This window comes from Cesiribacter andamanensis AMV16 (assembly GCF_000348925.1).
GTDB lineage: Bacteria > Bacteroidota > Bacteroidia > Cytophagales > Cyclobacteriaceae > Cesiribacter > Cesiribacter andamanensis.
This window is the reverse complement of the sequence record NZ_AODQ01000044.1, coordinates 1-15203: the sequence shown is the minus strand read 5'-3', so window position 1 is coordinate 15203 and position 15203 is coordinate 1. Positions and strand designations below refer to the sequence as shown.

Here is a 15203-nt window from a genome sequence, read left to right as displayed (position 1 = left end):
GTCCCGCCTTATTCCCGCAAGTGTTCCATCGCTTTCTCCAGGGCTTCATCTTTCCCTGCCCGTACATCGGCCGGATTGTTTTGCCATACCAGCGCAGGGGCTATGCCCTTGCCCTCATAGCTTACACCCTCGGCATCGCGGAAGTCGCCTACCGACAGGCTGAAGATCCAGCCATTGAGCAGCTGACGACTGGGATTATCTGAAAAGGCCCCGGCCGTGGTATCGCCTGCATGCACTACCTGCGGCAACTTGCGCATGGCCAGTGAAAAGGTTTCGGCTCCGCTGCCAGTAAAGCGGGTAGTCAGCAGCACAAGGGGGGTGTTCCGCAGCGCTTCCCCTCCCATGGGCTGCACCCACCAGTCGGTCCAGGGGGTGAAATCTGTGGGCTCGGGACCGGAGCGCTTGCGGGAGCGCATATACACATACTTTTCGGAGGCAAAATAGCCGGCCATCTGCTGCCCGGCCGGATCCTGCCCGCCGGGGGTATCGCGGATATCGAGCACCAAGCCCCTGGCTTCTTGAAAATCGGCTGAGATCTGGTTCATGGCAGCATCTACCTCTCCAATCTTGAGCATAAAATGCGCTACATGAATGTAGCCGATATTGCCAGGCAGCCACCCCCAGCTGATGGCTCCCATTTGCTTGTGGTTCTGCAGGTAGCGGTTCTTGACTACGTCAAACGCATAATCTTCCTGCTTGCTGATGCCATCCTTTAGATCCACACTCCAGCGGGGAAGCTCCGGATTGGTCGGGTAGAGGGTGATGTGCGCATCGTTGAGGATCGCCAGCATGCTGGTGGCTACCCCATAGAACTGGGCTTCTGTCATATCCTCATGTACCTGGGGTCTGTAGATGGTGTAGACCGAATCCCAGTTGATGCGCTTGACGGCAAACAGGCCATAATAGTCCCGGAAGTCCTGCCAGAGCAGTTCAAAGTTCCGGACGGGATCATTTTTCTGTACGGGCTCGGGCATCAGCCCTTTTTCGCAGCTGCATAGGCTCAGGCCCAGGCACAGCCCTACGAGTATTCCTATAGTTTTCATACTGGTTACTTGGTTGGGAAGAGGTAAAAAAAGGAGAGATTATAGGCACTTTCGGCCAGGCTGAGGGGGCGGGGCTCTTTCTCCCGCATCCAGCTAAGCTGGTAGCTGGCCACTGCAGTGGTGCGCAACCCCATGCGGTACTGGTACTGCAGCTCTGCCTGCAGCAGCTTTAGCTTGTCCAGGGTCTGGAAACGGGTATTGTGCTTCAAAAAGGCCTGCTCCAGATTTTCATTTGGCTGCGTAAGGGTGCCATGGTAAGGCGGGCGGGTTACCAGACCCAGCGCGGCTGCGGCCACATTGGCCTCAAACTGATGCCGTGTGGCGGCAGCATAGGTAAGCCGCAGCTGCGGGCTAAGGGCCAGCACATTCATCAACCCAGGCTGTACAAAGCCCTGGGGGTAAAGGAGCTGCTCGCTTAGCACAGCACCGGCCGAAACCTGCAGCGCATGGGGGCTTCCCAGACGGTGCCAGTAGCCTAGTTTAACAGCCGGCGCCAGCATACCCCCCTGCAGGGGCACGGCCGTTTCCCTGATGCTGCCATCTTCCTGCAGCTCTCTAAAATAGACGTTTTTTCCCCGATGAGCGGCAGGGGCAAAATTACCCAACTTTCCCTGAAGACTTAGCTCTACCCTGGAGCGATTGCCGGTATACAGCAACTGTAGCCCTACCTGCCGGTAGCGTCCCTGGTAGAGCAGAGGGCTTACGGCCCGGTCTACCATGCTAAAAGTGCTCAGGCCCAGTTGAACGCCTACCTGAAATTTTGGTGGCAGAAAATAGTCTGCTTTTTCCTGTGCATAGCCACTCACCATCAGCAAGTACCCGCACACTAGTAAAATTGTGGCTCTCATAAAAAATAAAATTTATAGAGCAAAGAAAGGGGGTTGAGGCGGGCCAGTCGTCCGAACCGAACGGATCAGACCACTACCGACGCAGCCATACCTCTAGTTTGGTAGTACTGCGAGGGGGTCTGGCCGGTAGTTTTCTTAAAAACCGCGTTGAAGGTTGATTTGGAATTAAAGCCAGCCTCGTGCGCCAGCGCCAGCAGGGTATAGTGGCCATAAGCCGGAGAAACGGCCAGCTCCTTAAAGGCAGTTACCCGGTAGTCGTTAACAAAGTCATAAAATTTTTGCCGGATAACCCCATTCAGCACGGCCGATACCTGATAGCGGGGCAGCCCCAGGTGTTGGGAAAGCTTGATAAGGTCCAGCTCCGGATCCAGGTACAGCTTGTCTGCTTCCATGGCTTGCCGGATGCGCAGGGCCTGGGCTGCCATGATGGCGTCGGGCTGCGACTGGGTCACTGGAACCATAGTTGGCTCGGTGTCCGGGGCCTGGGGCGGGCGCAGGGCCTCCAGCAGCGGATCGGCCTGAAAAAGCTGCGGCTGGGCCAGGGCCTTGTAGCCGATCCAGTACAGCAACCCCACCACGCCCAGAAAATGATAGGGATAGACCGCCGCCAGATAGGGCCACCCCCATTTGCGTGCGTAAAAGACCAGTACTGAAAAGCTGAGGATCAAAAAATACGCCTAGTAACAGCGTACGCAGCCAGAGCAGCCTCATCCGCGTTTCACTGCTATAAAGGGCCTGCAGGCGATCGGAATAACGGCGCAGGCGCCAGAGGCTCAGGGCCAGAAACAGCACATGTACCCCATTGGTGAGCTGGTTCATCCAGCCAAAATCTTCCCGCAGCACCCGCTCCCAGTCTGAGAGGTAGGCGATCTTTTCGGCAGCAGAAAGCAGGTAGTAGGGCATCAGAAAGCCAACCACCAGCAGAAAGGGCAGAAAATAAAGAGCGTGTTGCCCCGTCCAGCGAAAGCGGGGGTTGGTAAGCGAGCAGGTAAGCAGGTAAATAAGGGGACCATACAGTAGCGGAATGCTCCAGGTAAGCCGGCTCAGGTGGGGGTAGCGTAGAAAGAAATCGGCATGGTCGTTGCCCACCAGCACCAGGTGCAGGGCCAGCAAAAGTAGCAGCAGACCCAATATACGGTTGTTTCGTTTAGGGCCCCGCCGTGTAACCAGCAAAAGCGCCAGCAATATCCCCTGCCCTGCTCCTACAAATAAAATTATATCCAAGAGACTCATAGCACTTTAAAGATACAAAGTAGGCATAAATACAGAGTTTCCATAGCCATTAAGTGTCCGTTCACCATGTTCTGCAACCCCTTATAAAAAGAAAAAGCCACCCCTTTCGGGATGGCTTCCGGTCTTATCTAATCGCTTCAGCTGCTGTTAACGGTTTCTGGCTTCTTCGTAGCGGCGGTTTACTTCGTTCCAGTTCACTACATTCCACCAGGCGCCTACATAATCAGGGCGCTTGTTCTGGTACTTCAGGTAGTAGGCGTGCTCCCACACATCCAGACCCAGGATGGGGGTGCCTTTTTTGTCGGCTACGTCCATCAGGGGATTGTCCTGGTTGGGGGTAGAGGTTACGTCTACTTCGCCGTTACCAGTTACGATCAGCCATGCCCAGCCAGAGCCAAAGCGGGTGGCTGCGGCGTTGGAGAACTCCTGCTTAAAATTGTCGAACGATCCCCATTTCTTATTGATGGCCTCAGCCACAGTGCCAGAGGGCTGGCCGCCGCCATTGGGGCTCATCACTTCCCAAAAAAGGTTGTGGTTATAATAGCCGCCGCCATTGTTGCGCACCGCATTGTTGCCACCCACATTTTTAAGGATCTCCTCAATGGACTTGTTCTCCATCTCGGTACCCTGAATGGCTTTGTTCAGGTTGTCGGTATAGCCTTTGTGGTGGCGGCCATGGTGGATTTCCATGGTTTGCTGGTCGATGTGCGGCTCCAGTGCGTTGGAGGGATACGGCAGGTTTGGTAATTCGAATGCCATAAGTGAAAAAAGTTATTTAAAGATTAAACAATGTTATGTAACTGCAAGGTAAAAACTATTGGGTATAAAGCCCAGTGAATTGGTCATCGAGTACCCGGCTGGTGCAATAGACAACTTCTATGAGCCGCATTGGGAGCGGTTGTACAGGCTATACGCCTGCTGCTGATGCCTATTTGCTTTTTCTGGCTCAGCGGCCGTTCTTTCTTAGCTTCAGAAAAAATTCATTCAGCAGGGCCACACTTTCGGCTGCCAGCACCCCTTCTTTTAGCTCGGTTTTGGGATGCAGCATGGGGGTTCCCATCCTGGCAAATCCCCGCTTTTCATCCGGGGCGCCCCACACCAGGCGGCTGAGCTGCGACCAGTAGAGGGCACCGGCACACATGGGGCAGGGCTCCAGCGTTACGTACAGCGTGCAGTCCTGCAGGTATTTGGCGCCCAGGCAATTAGCCGCTGCTGTAATGGCCAGCATTTCGGCATGGGCCGTTACATCCTGCAGGCGCTCGGTCTGGTTGTAGGCCCGGGCAATGATGCGCCCCCGGCTTACCACCACCGCTCCTACTGGGATCTCCCCTTCCTGTGCTGCATACGCAGCCTGCTTAAGGGCCTCCCGCATATACTGCTCATCTGTACTAACCCCTAACATGCTAGAGTGTTTTCTTAAGCCGGATCGATTCTACCATGGCTTGGGCTACGGGTGCCCATTGCTGCTGCTGGCTGGCTGGTGCGGTAAAGGTAAAAACCACCACCTTGCCTTCTACCAGCCCATAGGCCACATAGGTATACACCTGCATGGGCTTGGTCTGTTTGATGGTATTCTCCTGCTCGGTATCGGCTACGGTGCCTACATATTCAAACAGGGCAAAGTTGGTGCCCCTGATCTCCTGGATCTCATCTTTTACCCACTGTATGTCGCTGTAGAGGGTAGAGAGCGAGGCTTTGTAAAAGTCCTTGACCAGTGGCAGGTCAAAGTGCTGCCATTGGGTTACCGATAGGTTTACACTAAAATCGGCCTGCTTGCTTGGGTTGGTATAGAGTGCCAGGGGTTTGCGGTAGGAAACGTACTTGGCCGAAAGCTCCTGCTCGCCTACAGCCGTAAAATCGGCCGGCAGCGATACGGTTATGGCATCATGTACCTTGGTTTTTACCAGTTTTGGAACCTGTGAGAAGGCTAGCAGCAGCGGAAGCAGCGCCAGTATATAGAGCGGTAGTTTTTTCATGCAGGCGAAATTAAGGGTTTCCTCCTTTTAACGCTCAACCCCAGGGCCATATTCTTTGGTTCCGCCTGCTATTTCCGGCGCGGGCTTTGCGTAGTCTGCTGCTAATCCTGTAATTTTACCCCCTTAGAACCTAATAAGCGCTTATGCTACGCACCCATACCAATGGCGAACTCCGCCTTCAGGATACCGGAAAAGAAGTAACGCTCTGCGGCTGGGCCCAGACCATCCGCAACAAGGGGGCGGTGATCTGGATTGACCTGCGCGATCGCTGGGGCCTTACCCAGCTGATCTTTGAAGAAGGCATTACCTCCCCGGAGCTGCTGGCCGCCGCCGCCGAGGTAGGCCGGGAATGGGTGCTGCAGGCCACCGGCCAGGTAGTAGAGCGCTACAACAAAAACCCGCACATGCCTACGGGCGATGTTGAAGTGCGGGTAACGGAACTTACCGTCCTGAACAGGGCCAAAACACCCCCCTTCCAGATCGAGGACGAGACCGACGGTGGCGAGGAGCTGCGTGCCAAATACCGCTACCTGGACCTGCGCCGTACCCCTGTGCGCAACAACCTGGTGCTGCGCCACAAGCTGGCCCAGGAAACCCGCCGCTACCTGGATGGCGAGCAGTTTCTGGAAGTGGAAACCCCTGTGCTGATCAAAAGCACACCCGAGGGCGCCCGCGATTTTGTAGTGCCCAGTCGCATGAACCCCGGCGAGTTCTACGCCCTGCCCCAGTCGCCCCAAACCTTTAAGCAGCTGCTGATGGTAAGCGGCTTTGAGCGTTACTTTCAGATCGTAAAATGCTTTCGGGACGAAGACCTGCGCGCCGACCGCCAGCCCGAATTCACGCAGATCGACTGCGAAATGGCCTTTGTAACTCAGGAAGATGTGCTGAGGACATTTGAGGGCCTGATCCGCCACCTCTTCAAGACCGTTAAGGGCATTGACATTGGCGAAGTGCCCCGCATGACCTATGATGAGGCCATGCGGCGCTACGGTTCCGACAAGCCCGACATTCGTTTCGGCATGGAATTTACCGAGCTGAATGATGTGGCCCAGAACAAGGGGTTTCAGGTATTTGACCAGAGCGAGCTGGTGGTGGGCATTGCCGCCCCCGGCTGCGCCGAGTGGACCCGCAAGCAGCTGGATGCCCTCACCGACTTTGTAAAGCGCCCCCAGATTGGCATGAAGGGCCTGGTATGGGTACGCTACAATGCCGACGGCAGCCTGAAATCAAGCGTCGATAAGTTCTATTCCGAGGAAGACCTGAAGGCCTGGGCGCAGAAGATGGGCGCACAGCCCGGCGACCTTCTCCTTGTGCTCAGCGGCGATGCCGATAAGACCCGCAAGGCCCTGAGCGAGCTGCGCCTGCACCTGGGCGGCGAGCTGGGCCTGCGCAAGAATGATGAATTCAAACCCCTCTGGGTGCTGGACTTTCCGCTGCTGGAGTGGGATGAGGAGACCGGCCGCTACCACGCCATGCACCACCCCTTTACCTCGCCCAAGCCCGAGGATATGGACAAGCTGGAAAGCGACCCCGGCAGCATCCGCGCCAATGCCTACGACCTGGCCATGAATGGGGTAGAGATTGGCGGCGGCTCCATCCGGATCCACGACCGCGCCACCCAGGCCCGCATGTTTAAGCTACTTGGCTTTAGCGAAGAGGAAGCCCGCAAGCAGTTTGGCTTCCTGATGGAGGCCTTTGAGTACGGCGCCCCCCCGCATGGCGGCATTGCCTTTGGCTTCGACCGTCTCTGCTCCCTGATGGGCGGCCAGCAAAGCATCCGCGATTTCATTGCCTTCCCCAAAAACAACAGCGGCCGCGATGTGATGATCGACACTCCCTCCACGATCAGCGAAGAGCAGCTGCGGGAACTGGAGCTGGCGGTAAAGCGGAGTAATTAAGTACGACCACTCTTTACTAGTAAGCGCCTGTATATAGCATACAGGCGCTTCTTTTTGTAATTTATACTTGCATGCAGCAAGAAGCATATTGTTATTTTTTCTTTCTTTACCGGAAAATAAGCTGATGGACAGCCCCCCTTTAGGAACAAGCATGCTGGCTCAACTTAAACACCTCCTATTCTATGAAGAATATCTTCCTTATGACAGCCTGCCTTATGTTAATAGCAGGAACGGGATTTTCCCAACACCGCACCTATCTAAAGGCAGGCCTTGGCGCCACCACCCTTCAGGATTTTACAGATACCCCTTACCCCGTACAGTACAGCCCCATCCTGAGCTATCAGCTTGGTGTTGGCCATAGGATACCGCTTACCGAGAGGCTGTCCCTTCGGGGAGAGGTAGTATACCTAACCAAGGGCTATACGTTTAGCCACTATAATGCCGATAGGGTGCAGTTTCATTGCATAGGCCTGTCGGTAGTGGGTGCGGTTAAGCTGTTTGATTTTCTTGAGCTGGAAGGGGGACTAATGCCCAATCGGGCCCTGATGATATCCAATCAGAATGGCAGTTTCCACAACACTCCCTATCGCATGGGAGATCTGGCCCTGTTGGTGGGTGCGGGAATCAGACTATCGGACAGAATAAGTCTTGCCCCAACGCTGCAGTACGGCTTGTTTCGGGCAGCACCAACCTTGATTTCATTTACTGACGAAGACACCAACACCCTCGTAAATATTTCCTTGCGCCAACACCACCTGCAGGGGATGCTATCGGTGCGCTATATGCTCTAAGGGGCAAAGGCCTTTTTCTCTCCAAGTTTACTCCCCCTTCATACTTACCCAGACCAACATGCAGCACTACCTTCGTATTCTATTCCCCATTTTGCTTGGCCTATGTTGCGGCGGCAACAGCCTGGCCCAAGCCACATTCGGAGCCAGAGTCGGTACGGGCGTTTTTACAGAATTTTACAGCAATCCGTTCGGGCAAAAGGACTTTGCTATAGCCCCTACAGCAGGTCTTGGCGGATTTGCCCGCTTTTCGCTAAATAATAAATTAAGCATACAACCACAGCTCATCTATACAACATTTGTACTAGATCCGGGGGGCTCAAGCACATTAAGCTTACCGGTCATGCTGGCGTATACGCTAACGCCAGAGATTGAGCTGGAGCTAGGCCCTTCCATGGAATATGACTTTATTTTATTCGCTAACAGAAAGCATTACCTTGCCAGAACCCCTTCACTAAACCTGGGAATCAACCCGGGTTTAACTATCCGGCTAAGCAATAATTGGTCGCTGAACATGCGCTATACCATTGAAATGCTGCGAACATGGTACAAACTTTCATGGTTTTCAGGCGATCCGGAAGAGCCCCTTTTAGGTGATTTTCAAAGGCCCTGGTCCCGGCAGGGCTATCTAACGGCTGCTATCCATTACACGTTCAGGTAAGCCTACACAGACTCACCGCCCAGCCAGTGCATACGCATTGGCTTTTTTATGCTGTGAACCTAAGAGGAGCCATCTAACGTTTAGCCATTGATTTACATCCTAAGATGAAATTTATCGGCAAAGCGCTCCTTTCCCTGCTTATCTTTCTGGCGTTTCTTGCCGTACTTACCGGTATGGTCCGACACTTGCACAAACCCTTTGGCCGGCCCCCACAGGCCGATGCCTATACCCACCTGCCCCATTACCGGGAGGGTAAATTCCAGAATCCGGTAGAAACCCCCATGCTGAAGGTAACAGAAAGCTGGCCGGTGATGAAGCGCTACCTCAGCCGGGATGTTGAAAAGGCACCGGCCCCCAGTTATCACTTCCGGGAGCAAATGCTATCAGGGGGTGATACCAGCCTCCTGCAGCTTAACTGGCTGGGCCATGCCGCGGTGCTGATCCGCAAAGGAGATTCCTATCTGCTTACCGATCCGGTACTGACCGAACGGGCTTCCCCCTTTGCCTTTGCCGGCCCCAAGCGGTACTTTTCTTCCCCCATTGCGCCAGCTGATTTACCCCCTATTGATGCCGTTATCATCTCGCATGATCATTACGATCACCTGGATTATGGCACCATTATAGCTATACACCAGAAAGTAAAGCAGTTTATTGTGCCCTTAGGGGTGGGAGCTACCCTTCGCTACTGGGGAGTGCCCGCTGAAAAAATAAGCGAACTGGACTGGTGGCAGCCCTTCGAGCTGAGGGAATTTCGGATTACGGCAGCGCCGGCCCGGCACTTTTCGGGCCGCTTCCTGAGCCAGAACAACACCTTCTGGGCTTCCTATGGTATAGAGTTCGGGGGGCAGAAAATTTACTTTGGCGGCGACTCGGGCTATTTTGGGGGATATGAGGAGATTGGTGAAAAACTTGGGCCTTTTGATGTGTCCCTGATGCCCATTGGCGCCTATGATGTGGCCTGGGCCAACATCCACCTGAATCCACAGGAGGCGGTTCAGGCTCATCTGGAGGTACAGGGGGGCCTGTTCTTTCCCACTCATTGGGGCACCTTTGATCTGGCCCTGCATAGCTGGTACGAACCCATGGAGCTGCTACTACAGGAAGCCGACCGGGCCGGCATCTCGCTGCTGACGCCGGCTCCGGGCCAGTGGATTAGCCCTGCCAGCCGTACCGATCCGCAGTGGTGGGCTGCGCACCGGGCTCGTAACTAAGGGTCAGGACTGGCAGATGAGCAGGATTCTTTTCTGCTTTCTGAAAAAAATCTGTTTTTTTGCTTATTTTATACAATATCAATCAACTCCTTTAGTTAGTTTATAGGCTAAACCCCTCTGGCACATGGCCAAACCCTTATTTTTTCTGCTTGGGTGTCTGCTCACATTTTCTTCGGCTGGTGTTGCCCAGGTGGTCTTTGGCCTGAAGGGAGGTCCCGGCTACGCCGATGTGGTGGCGCTGGAGAAAGGGAAAGACAGTAAAACCGGCCGCCTTGCATACCAGGCAGGGATGTTAGTTAAAAAGCAGCTACAGGAACGTGTTGGGCTACAGGCAGAGCTGCTGTACAGCAACAAGGGACAGGAGGGCTATTTTGTGCATGCGCTGGGCATTCCTCTGCTGGTGTGCTACCGTCCGCTGGAGCTGCTGGAACTGGAAGCCGGCTTAAACCCTTCCTATAACCTGCTGTCCACAGATGATAACAGTAGTAACATCCGTAGTATGCAGGCACAAGCCGTTGATATTGCCCTGCTGGCCGGCACCCGTTATTTTATCAGCAACCGCCTGGGCCTGAATACCCGCCTGGGCTGGGGGCTGCTCAATGCGCTGGAGTCTGTTCAGTATGTGGGCGAAAACAACTCACTGGTGCGGGTAGAAAAATCGGGCCTGCGCCATGCCTCTATTATGCTATCGCTGGAATATTATTTTTAATACCCCCATCAGGCCTGCCCCTTAGAGCAGGCATAAGATCCTCTTCATACATAGCTAAACCTGTCCCTGCTTAGGGGCAGGCTTTTTTATGGTTTGCCTGGAGAATCAGGCCTTTTTTTCTATCTTATGCGGGTATGCGACCCCTTTTCCTTTCCCGATCATACCGGCTACTTCGGCTGCACTGGCGCCGCCTGCTCAGCGAGCTGCTGGTGGTATTTATAGGTGTGTATGGTGCTTTTATGCTGAACAGCTACCGGGAGTCACAGCACGAACGCCAGGTGCGGCTTACCTACCTCAACAGCTTTAAGGCAGAGCTTGGCAGCATCAATGCATTTACCAAAAGCCTGGCCGCCACCAGCGATACCCTGCATATGCGCTATCAGCGGGCCATTGCGGCGGGAGAACGGCCCCTTTTAGGGGTTCATCCGGAGCTGATCTACCCCATCAACATGCTCATTATTCGCTCGGCTTTTCACCAGGGGCACTTTGAGGTAATCGGCAGCAAGTATGTGGTCAACATTAGCAATGGGTCCAACATCATCAGCCTGCTGCAGCAGCGGGTAGACCTTTTTCAGGAGAAAAGCCGGGAGCTGCTCCTGCACACCGGCGGCGATCCTGCCCTGCTGTATGCCCAGGACGGCAGTCTTAAACCTGCGTACCACTGGTACCTGCAGGACCTGGCCTTTCTGAGCCGCCTGGCCAGCCAGCTGCAGGCTGTTATCGAAAAAGAAGCCATTACCGATATTGAACGCCTTATCAACGAACACGAGCAATGAACCCCGAAAGCCTGAGAGAATTTTGCCTGCGCCTGCCCGCCGCCACTGAAGATTTTCCCTTTGATGCCCAGACGCTGGTCTTTAAGGTAGGGGGAAAAATGTTTGCCCTCACCGATGTGGATGAATTTACTTCCATTAACCTCAAGTGTGATCCCGAGCGGGCCGTAGAGCTGCGGGAGCAGTATGATAGCATTCTGCCCGGCTACCACATGAACAAGAAGCACTGGAACACCGTGCTGCTGGAGGGTAGCCTGCCCGAAAAGCTGGTACAGGAGCTTATTCTGCACTCCTACCAGCTGGTAGTGGCCAGCCTGCCTAGGAAAGTACGGGAGGAGTTGGAACAGAAAACAGGCGGAGCACAAGGTAGACTCTAAGCATCTGCCTGGCCTGAGCTAACGGTCAGGCTATAAACACTTTCCTGACCTTTTGCCTCCGAACCTTTCGCCAGAGTGAGTTTAGCTGCGCAGGCTACCGAAGGTTCTAACGAGCGCCTGCACCTCATACAGCCCCCAAAACAGCAGAAGCGGTGCAAATACCCCCAGAAAAAATGGCAGCAGGTACAGGGCCGAATGGGCGCCCAGAAGAGCGATGGTGTACACCTCCAGCCCATGGCGCAGCATTCCCCAGATGCTGATGGCATTTACCAGCAGCAGGCTTCCCAGCATGAGAATCGTATAGGGGCTGCGCGCTCTTGCGGTATAGATGGCCCCAAAGATCAGGCTGAGCAGCACTACATTGAGGGCTACGGCCAGCTGCAGGGGCACAAAGAACTGAAGGGCGGTACTGGTACCGGACGCCAGCAAGACCCCTAGCTGCAGGGCCCGTAGCCGGTGTTGCTGAAAAAAAAGCATATCAGAATCAGAGAAAAAGTAGCTAAAAAAAGGGCAGGTAACGCCAGGAAACACCCCCTCACCCTTCTGATCGGTTAGCCCGGGTTTACATCATGCGCTTCCACCAGTCCTGGAAAACAATGAGTGCCCAGATGCGGGCATGAGCATCGCCGGGGTTACTGGAAAAAAGTTGCTGCTTGAGGGCGCGGGTAGCGGTTACATCAAAAATTCCCTGCTCCTCAATAAACGCATCCTGCAGCCAATGGTTTTCGATTTTGCTGCGCAAGTCGGTCCGGAACCATTTTAAAAGCGGCACCTCAAAGCCCCGCTTGGGCCGCTGGTAGAGCTCAGGGGGCAGCAGGTCCCGGAACGCATCCTGCACAATGCGCTTTTTCATCTGTCCGTTGATCTTGCTATCGGCCGGCAGGCTAAAGGCAAACTGCACCACCTCATGATCCAGAAAGGGTACCCGCACCTCCAGACCATTGGCCATGCTCATCAGGTCTACCTTGGTGAGCATGTCGCCGGGCAGAACCAGCTGCACATCGGTATAGAGAATATCGTTGATGCCCCCCTTTTCGGGCAGGTACTGCAGCAATTCGGCTTTGTACTGGCTGTATAGGGCTTCACTCAGTTGCTGACGGCTTTGGGGCGAGAGTAGCTGCAGGCTTTCTCCTTCTGTGGCAAAGGTGGCCCAGCGCCAGTAGCGCTCTTTCAGGGGCAGGCGCATACCCTCCCCAAAGCGCTGAAACTGCCGGATCTTGTTGGAGAGGGTGCCGCTGCGGGATTTGGGCAGCACCTTCCAGAGGGGTAGCAGGGCGCTTACCCCCGCTTCGGCAGCGCCCGGGTGCAGCGTGCGCCAGAAGGCCTGGTGCTTGTTGTAGCCGCTAAAGAGCTCATCGGCCCCATCGCCGCTCAGGGCTACGGTGGCAATCTTTTTGGTGCGCTTGCTCAGGATATAGACCGGAATGGCCGAAGAGTCTGCAAAGGGCTCGTCCAGGTAGTCCAGCACCTCCTGCAGGTGTTCGTACAGATCGTGGTTGGAGAGGCTGAAGACCGTATGCTCGGTCTGGTGCTTGTCGGCCACCAGGCGGGCGTACTGCGTTTCGTCAAAGAAGGGCTCGTCCCGATAGCCGATGCTGAAGGTATTGAGCTTGGGCACGTGCCGGGCGGCCAGGGCGGTGATCACACTGCTGTCGATGCCGCCGCTCAGAAACGCCCCAAGGGGTACATCGGCCACCAGCCGTCGCTGCACCGAGAGGTCCATAAGCTCCCGCAGTCGCTCCTGCTGCTGCTCGTAGCTAAGCTTCAGGGGGTTCAGCTTGTGTGGGTCATAAGGCACCTGCCACCATTGCTTAATGCTTACCTCCCCCCCTTTCAGCAGCATGGAGTGGCCGGGCAGCAGTTTGTGCACCCCTTGCAGCAGGCTGTGCGGGGCGGGTACATAATTGAGCTGCAGGTAGAGGTGCAGCGCCTCATAATTGAGCTCCCGGGGCAGGCCATAGGCCAGCAGCGATTTCATTTCGGAGGCAAACACAAAGCGGTCATCATCGCGGTACCAGAGCAGGGGCTTGATGCCCATACGGTCCCGGGCAATAAAGAGGCTTTCCTCCTGCTGGTCGTACACGGAAAAGGCAAAAAAGCCATTGAGGCGGGGCAGCAGCGCCTCGCCCCAGGCGACATACCCCTTCAGCAGCACCTCGGTATCGGTCTGGGAATGGAAGGCAAACCCTTTTGCTTCCAGCTCCTGCCGCAGGGCACGAAAGTTATAGATCTCGCCGTTGAAGATGAGGGCATAGCGGCCGCTATCGTCCCACATGGGCTGGTGGCCGTCGGGCGTGGGGTCCAGGATAGACAGCCGGCGGTGGCCCAGGCCACAGAAATGGCCCAGGTGGGTGCCCCGGTCGTCGGGACCCCGATAGGCCAGGGCATCGGTTGCCTGGCCAAGATGGATAAGGCTGATACGGCCTATTTCGTTAAACGCGTACGCTCCGGTAATACCACACATGGGGACGAAGGTAGCCAAAAAAAGAAGATTTGGGAAAAATCTCCTTGCCCCCGGAGCCGTTAAAAAGTATCTTGCATCGCTAACACAGAAGGGTATGAGCCAAAGCACTTTACAGACGTATCTGTTCTTATTTTTTGCACTTGTGCTATTTGCCTCCTGCAGCAGCCAGCGGGTAGCCCGCACGGCCACCCCTCAGAAGCAGGCTACGGCCAAGGCCCCGCGCGAAGCCGCTTCCCCCAAGGCAGAAAAAGCGGAGAAAGCAGAAGTGGTGATCAGCACGGCCCGGGCCTACCTGGGTACCCCCTATCGCTATGGCGGTACGGATCGAAAGGGCATCGACTGTTCGGGACTTTTGCTATGCAGCTTCCGGGAGGCTGATATCAAGCTGCCCCGCACCTCGGCCGAGCAGAGCAGTTACGGGAAGGCTGTTAGCATTTACGAGCTCAGGCCCGGCGATCTGGTCTTTTTTTCGGCCAAAAAATGGAAAGGCAAGGTATCACATGCCGGCCTGGTGACGGAAGTACGGGGAAAGGACGAGATCCTATTCATCCATTCCAGCACCAGCAAGGGGGTGGTAGAGAGCAACCTGTTAAGCCCCTACTACCGAAACATTTTTGTAAAAGCGCGCCGCCCGTTTTGATAATTTAAATTCCACCATTATATTTGCACTCTCAATTAGGGAAAAGCCTTAATGATGAAGACAAGGGGGATTAGTTCAGCTGGCTAGAGCGTCCCGAAAGCATTCGGGAAGGTCATCTAGTTGACAGCCCTTATTGACATATTGAAAATACCTGGGGGATTAGCTCAGCTGGCTAGAGCGCTTGCATGGCATGCAAGAGGTCATCGGTTCGACTCCGATATTCTCCACCATTTAAACGAGGTTTTTCGAAGAAATTCGGAAGACCTTTTTTTATGGGTAAAACTCAGGTAAAACCAGGAGATTTTTTTCAGCCTGGGTAAAAAATATAAATTGCGTGCCTCCTAGTTCTTTGTTAGGCAGGGCTGTAATAGCAAAGAGCTTGCTTACCTCAATCTACCCTAGTGCGATTAAAGGTCTGTTATCTCTTTTAGGGGTAGAGCTGCGTACTGTATTTCAATCCTACCATAGTGCGATTAAAGGGCCTACAGACGGGGGGCACAATAAGTCAGATTAACAAATTTCAATCCTACCATAGTGCGATTAAAGGTCGTTGGTGCGGTCTACCGCGAGTGCTAGTGTGAT

General features: G+C 54.7%; 16 protein-coding genes and 1 tRNA gene. 9 read left to right on the top strand and 8 right to left on the bottom strand.

What is annotated here, in order from left to right:
* Positions 1–8: 8 nt before the first annotated feature.
* The 6 genes from ADICEAN_RS09795 to ADICEAN_RS09770 form a co-directional block, all read right to left on the bottom strand.
* Positions 9–1043, bottom strand: coding sequence for a S41 family peptidase (locus ADICEAN_RS09795; protein WP_009195428.1), 1035 nt, complete (start codon positions 1041–1043; stop codon positions 9–11).
* 5 nt (positions 1044–1048) lie between these two features.
* Entirely contained in the window at positions 1049–1891 is an 843-nt protein-coding gene (locus ADICEAN_RS09790) for a hypothetical protein (RefSeq protein WP_009195427.1), read from the bottom strand.
* Positions 1892–1956: 65 nt separating this feature from the next.
* The gene (locus tag ADICEAN_RS09785; RefSeq protein WP_009195426.1) at positions 1957–2559 is read right to left on the bottom strand and encodes a helix-turn-helix domain-containing protein; all 603 of its coding nucleotides are present in this window, start codon (positions 2557–2559) and stop codon (positions 1957–1959) included.
* Positions 2560–3271: 712 nt separating this feature from the next.
* A complete protein-coding gene (locus tag ADICEAN_RS09780) occupies positions 3272–3883 on the bottom strand; it encodes a superoxide dismutase (protein WP_009195425.1) in 612 nt (203 codons plus the stop codon).
* A gap of 187 nt (positions 3884–4070) precedes the next feature.
* Positions 4071–4526 carry a nucleoside deaminase gene (locus tag ADICEAN_RS09775; RefSeq protein WP_009195424.1) on the bottom strand — a complete coding sequence of 152 codons (456 nt, stop codon included), beginning with the start codon at positions 4524–4526 and terminating at the stop codon, positions 4071–4073.
* A 1-nt stretch (position 4527) separates the two neighbouring features.
* Positions 4528–5100, bottom strand: a complete 573-nt coding sequence (locus ADICEAN_RS09770; protein WP_009195423.1) for a hypothetical protein — start codon at positions 5098–5100, stop codon at positions 4528–4530.
* Between the two features lie 143 nt (positions 5101–5243).
* On the opposite strand from ADICEAN_RS09770, the gene aspS reads away from it, so the two are divergent.
* The 7 genes from aspS to ADICEAN_RS09735 all read left to right on the top strand — a co-directional run bounded on the left by aspS (position 5244) and on the right by ADICEAN_RS09735 (position 11517).
* Positions 5244–6998 (top strand): aspartate--tRNA ligase, encoded by a 1755-nt coding sequence (gene aspS / locus ADICEAN_RS09765; protein WP_009195422.1) that lies wholly within the window; start codon positions 5244–5246, stop codon positions 6996–6998.
* 215 nt (positions 6999–7213) lie between these two features.
* A complete protein-coding gene (locus ADICEAN_RS09760; protein WP_009195421.1) occupies positions 7214–7789 on the top strand; it encodes a hypothetical protein in 576 nt (191 codons plus the stop codon).
* A 58-nt stretch (positions 7790–7847) separates the two neighbouring features.
* A complete protein-coding gene (locus tag ADICEAN_RS09755) occupies positions 7848–8447 on the top strand; it encodes a hypothetical protein (protein ID WP_009195420.1) in 600 nt (199 codons plus the stop codon).
* Between the two features lie 104 nt (positions 8448–8551).
* Entirely contained in the window at positions 8552–9658 is a 1107-nt protein-coding gene (locus ADICEAN_RS09750; protein WP_009195419.1) for an MBL fold metallo-hydrolase, read from the top strand.
* 124 nt (positions 9659–9782) lie between these two features.
* Positions 9783–10367: a porin family protein gene (locus tag ADICEAN_RS09745; RefSeq protein ID WP_009195418.1), complete on the top strand. Its 585-nt coding sequence runs from the start codon at positions 9783–9785 to the stop codon at positions 10365–10367.
* Positions 10368–10501: 134 nt separating this feature from the next.
* Positions 10502–11143 carry a hypothetical protein gene (locus tag ADICEAN_RS09740; protein WP_009195417.1) on the top strand — a complete coding sequence of 214 codons (642 nt, stop codon included), beginning with the start codon at positions 10502–10504 and terminating at the stop codon, positions 11141–11143.
* Positions 11140–11517: an MmcQ/YjbR family DNA-binding protein gene (locus ADICEAN_RS09735; protein ID WP_009195416.1), complete on the top strand. Its 378-nt coding sequence runs from the start codon at positions 11140–11142 to the stop codon at positions 11515–11517. Before ADICEAN_RS09740 ends, ADICEAN_RS09735 begins: the two co-directional genes overlap by 4 nt.
* 81 nt (positions 11518–11598) lie before the next feature.
* Here the strand turns inward: ADICEAN_RS09735 and ADICEAN_RS09730 are convergent, their stop codons facing one another.
* Together ADICEAN_RS09730 and asnB are read right to left on the bottom strand one after the other, a co-directional pair.
* Positions 11599–11994, bottom strand: a complete 396-nt coding sequence (locus ADICEAN_RS09730; RefSeq protein ID WP_009195415.1) for a hypothetical protein — start codon at positions 11992–11994, stop codon at positions 11599–11601.
* 85 nt (positions 11995–12079) lie between these two features.
* Complete coding sequence (gene asnB, locus ADICEAN_RS09725) at positions 12080–13981, bottom strand: asparagine synthase (glutamine-hydrolyzing) (RefSeq protein WP_009195414.1); 1902 nt, start codon at positions 13979–13981, stop codon at positions 12080–12082.
* A gap of 94 nt (positions 13982–14075) precedes the next feature.
* On the opposite strand from asnB, the gene ADICEAN_RS09720 reads away from it, so the two are divergent.
* Together ADICEAN_RS09720 and ADICEAN_RS09715 are read left to right on the top strand one after the other, a co-directional pair.
* The gene (locus ADICEAN_RS09720) at positions 14076–14621 is read left to right on the top strand and encodes a C40 family peptidase (protein ID WP_083879706.1); all 546 of its coding nucleotides are present in this window, start codon (positions 14076–14078) and stop codon (positions 14619–14621) included.
* 153 nt (positions 14622–14774) lie between these two features.
* Positions 14775–14851: transfer RNA gene (locus tag ADICEAN_RS09715), tRNA-Ala, on the top strand.
* The last annotated feature ends 352 nt before the right edge of the window (positions 14852–15203 follow it).

What these genes read in the sequence shown, in the direction of transcription:
- ADICEAN_RS09795 (WP_009195428.1), bottom strand. Translation starts at nt 1,043, where the DNA reads ATGAAAACTATAGGAATACTCGTAGGGCTGTGCCTGGGCCTGAGCCTA.
- ADICEAN_RS09790 (WP_009195427.1), bottom strand. Translation starts at nt 1,891, where the DNA reads ATGAGAGCCACAATTTTACTAGTGTGCGGGTACTTGCTGATGGTGAGT.
- ADICEAN_RS09780 (WP_009195425.1), bottom strand. Translation starts at nt 3,883, where the DNA reads ATGGCATTCGAATTACCAAACCTGCCGTATCCCTCCAACGCACTGGAG.
- ADICEAN_RS09775 (WP_009195424.1), bottom strand. Translation starts at nt 4,526, where the DNA reads ATGTTAGGGGTTAGTACAGATGAGCAGTATATGCGGGAGGCCCTTAAG.
- ADICEAN_RS09770 (WP_009195423.1), bottom strand. Translation starts at nt 5,100, where the DNA reads ATGAAAAAACTACCGCTCTATATACTGGCGCTGCTTCCGCTGCTGCTA.
- aspS (WP_009195422.1), top strand. Translation starts at nt 5,244, where the DNA reads ATGCTACGCACCCATACCAATGGCGAACTCCGCCTTCAGGATACCGGA.
- ADICEAN_RS09760 (WP_009195421.1), top strand. Translation starts at nt 7,214, where the DNA reads ATGTTAATAGCAGGAACGGGATTTTCCCAACACCGCACCTATCTAAAG.
- ADICEAN_RS09755 (WP_009195420.1), top strand. Translation starts at nt 7,848, where the DNA reads ATGCAGCACTACCTTCGTATTCTATTCCCCATTTTGCTTGGCCTATGT.
- ADICEAN_RS09750 (WP_009195419.1), top strand. Translation starts at nt 8,552, where the DNA reads ATGAAATTTATCGGCAAAGCGCTCCTTTCCCTGCTTATCTTTCTGGCG.
- ADICEAN_RS09745 (WP_009195418.1), top strand. Translation starts at nt 9,783, where the DNA reads ATGGCCAAACCCTTATTTTTTCTGCTTGGGTGTCTGCTCACATTTTCT.
- ADICEAN_RS09740 (WP_009195417.1), top strand. Translation starts at nt 10,502, where the DNA reads ATGCGACCCCTTTTCCTTTCCCGATCATACCGGCTACTTCGGCTGCAC.
- ADICEAN_RS09735 (WP_009195416.1), top strand. Translation starts at nt 11,140, where the DNA reads ATGAACCCCGAAAGCCTGAGAGAATTTTGCCTGCGCCTGCCCGCCGCC.
- ADICEAN_RS09730 (WP_009195415.1), bottom strand. Translation starts at nt 11,994, where the DNA reads ATGCTTTTTTTTCAGCAACACCGGCTACGGGCCCTGCAGCTAGGGGTC.
- asnB (WP_009195414.1), bottom strand. Translation starts at nt 13,981, where the DNA reads ATGTGTGGTATTACCGGAGCGTACGCGTTTAACGAAATAGGCCGTATC.
- ADICEAN_RS09720 (WP_083879706.1), top strand. Translation starts at nt 14,076, where the DNA reads ATGAGCCAAAGCACTTTACAGACGTATCTGTTCTTATTTTTTGCACTT.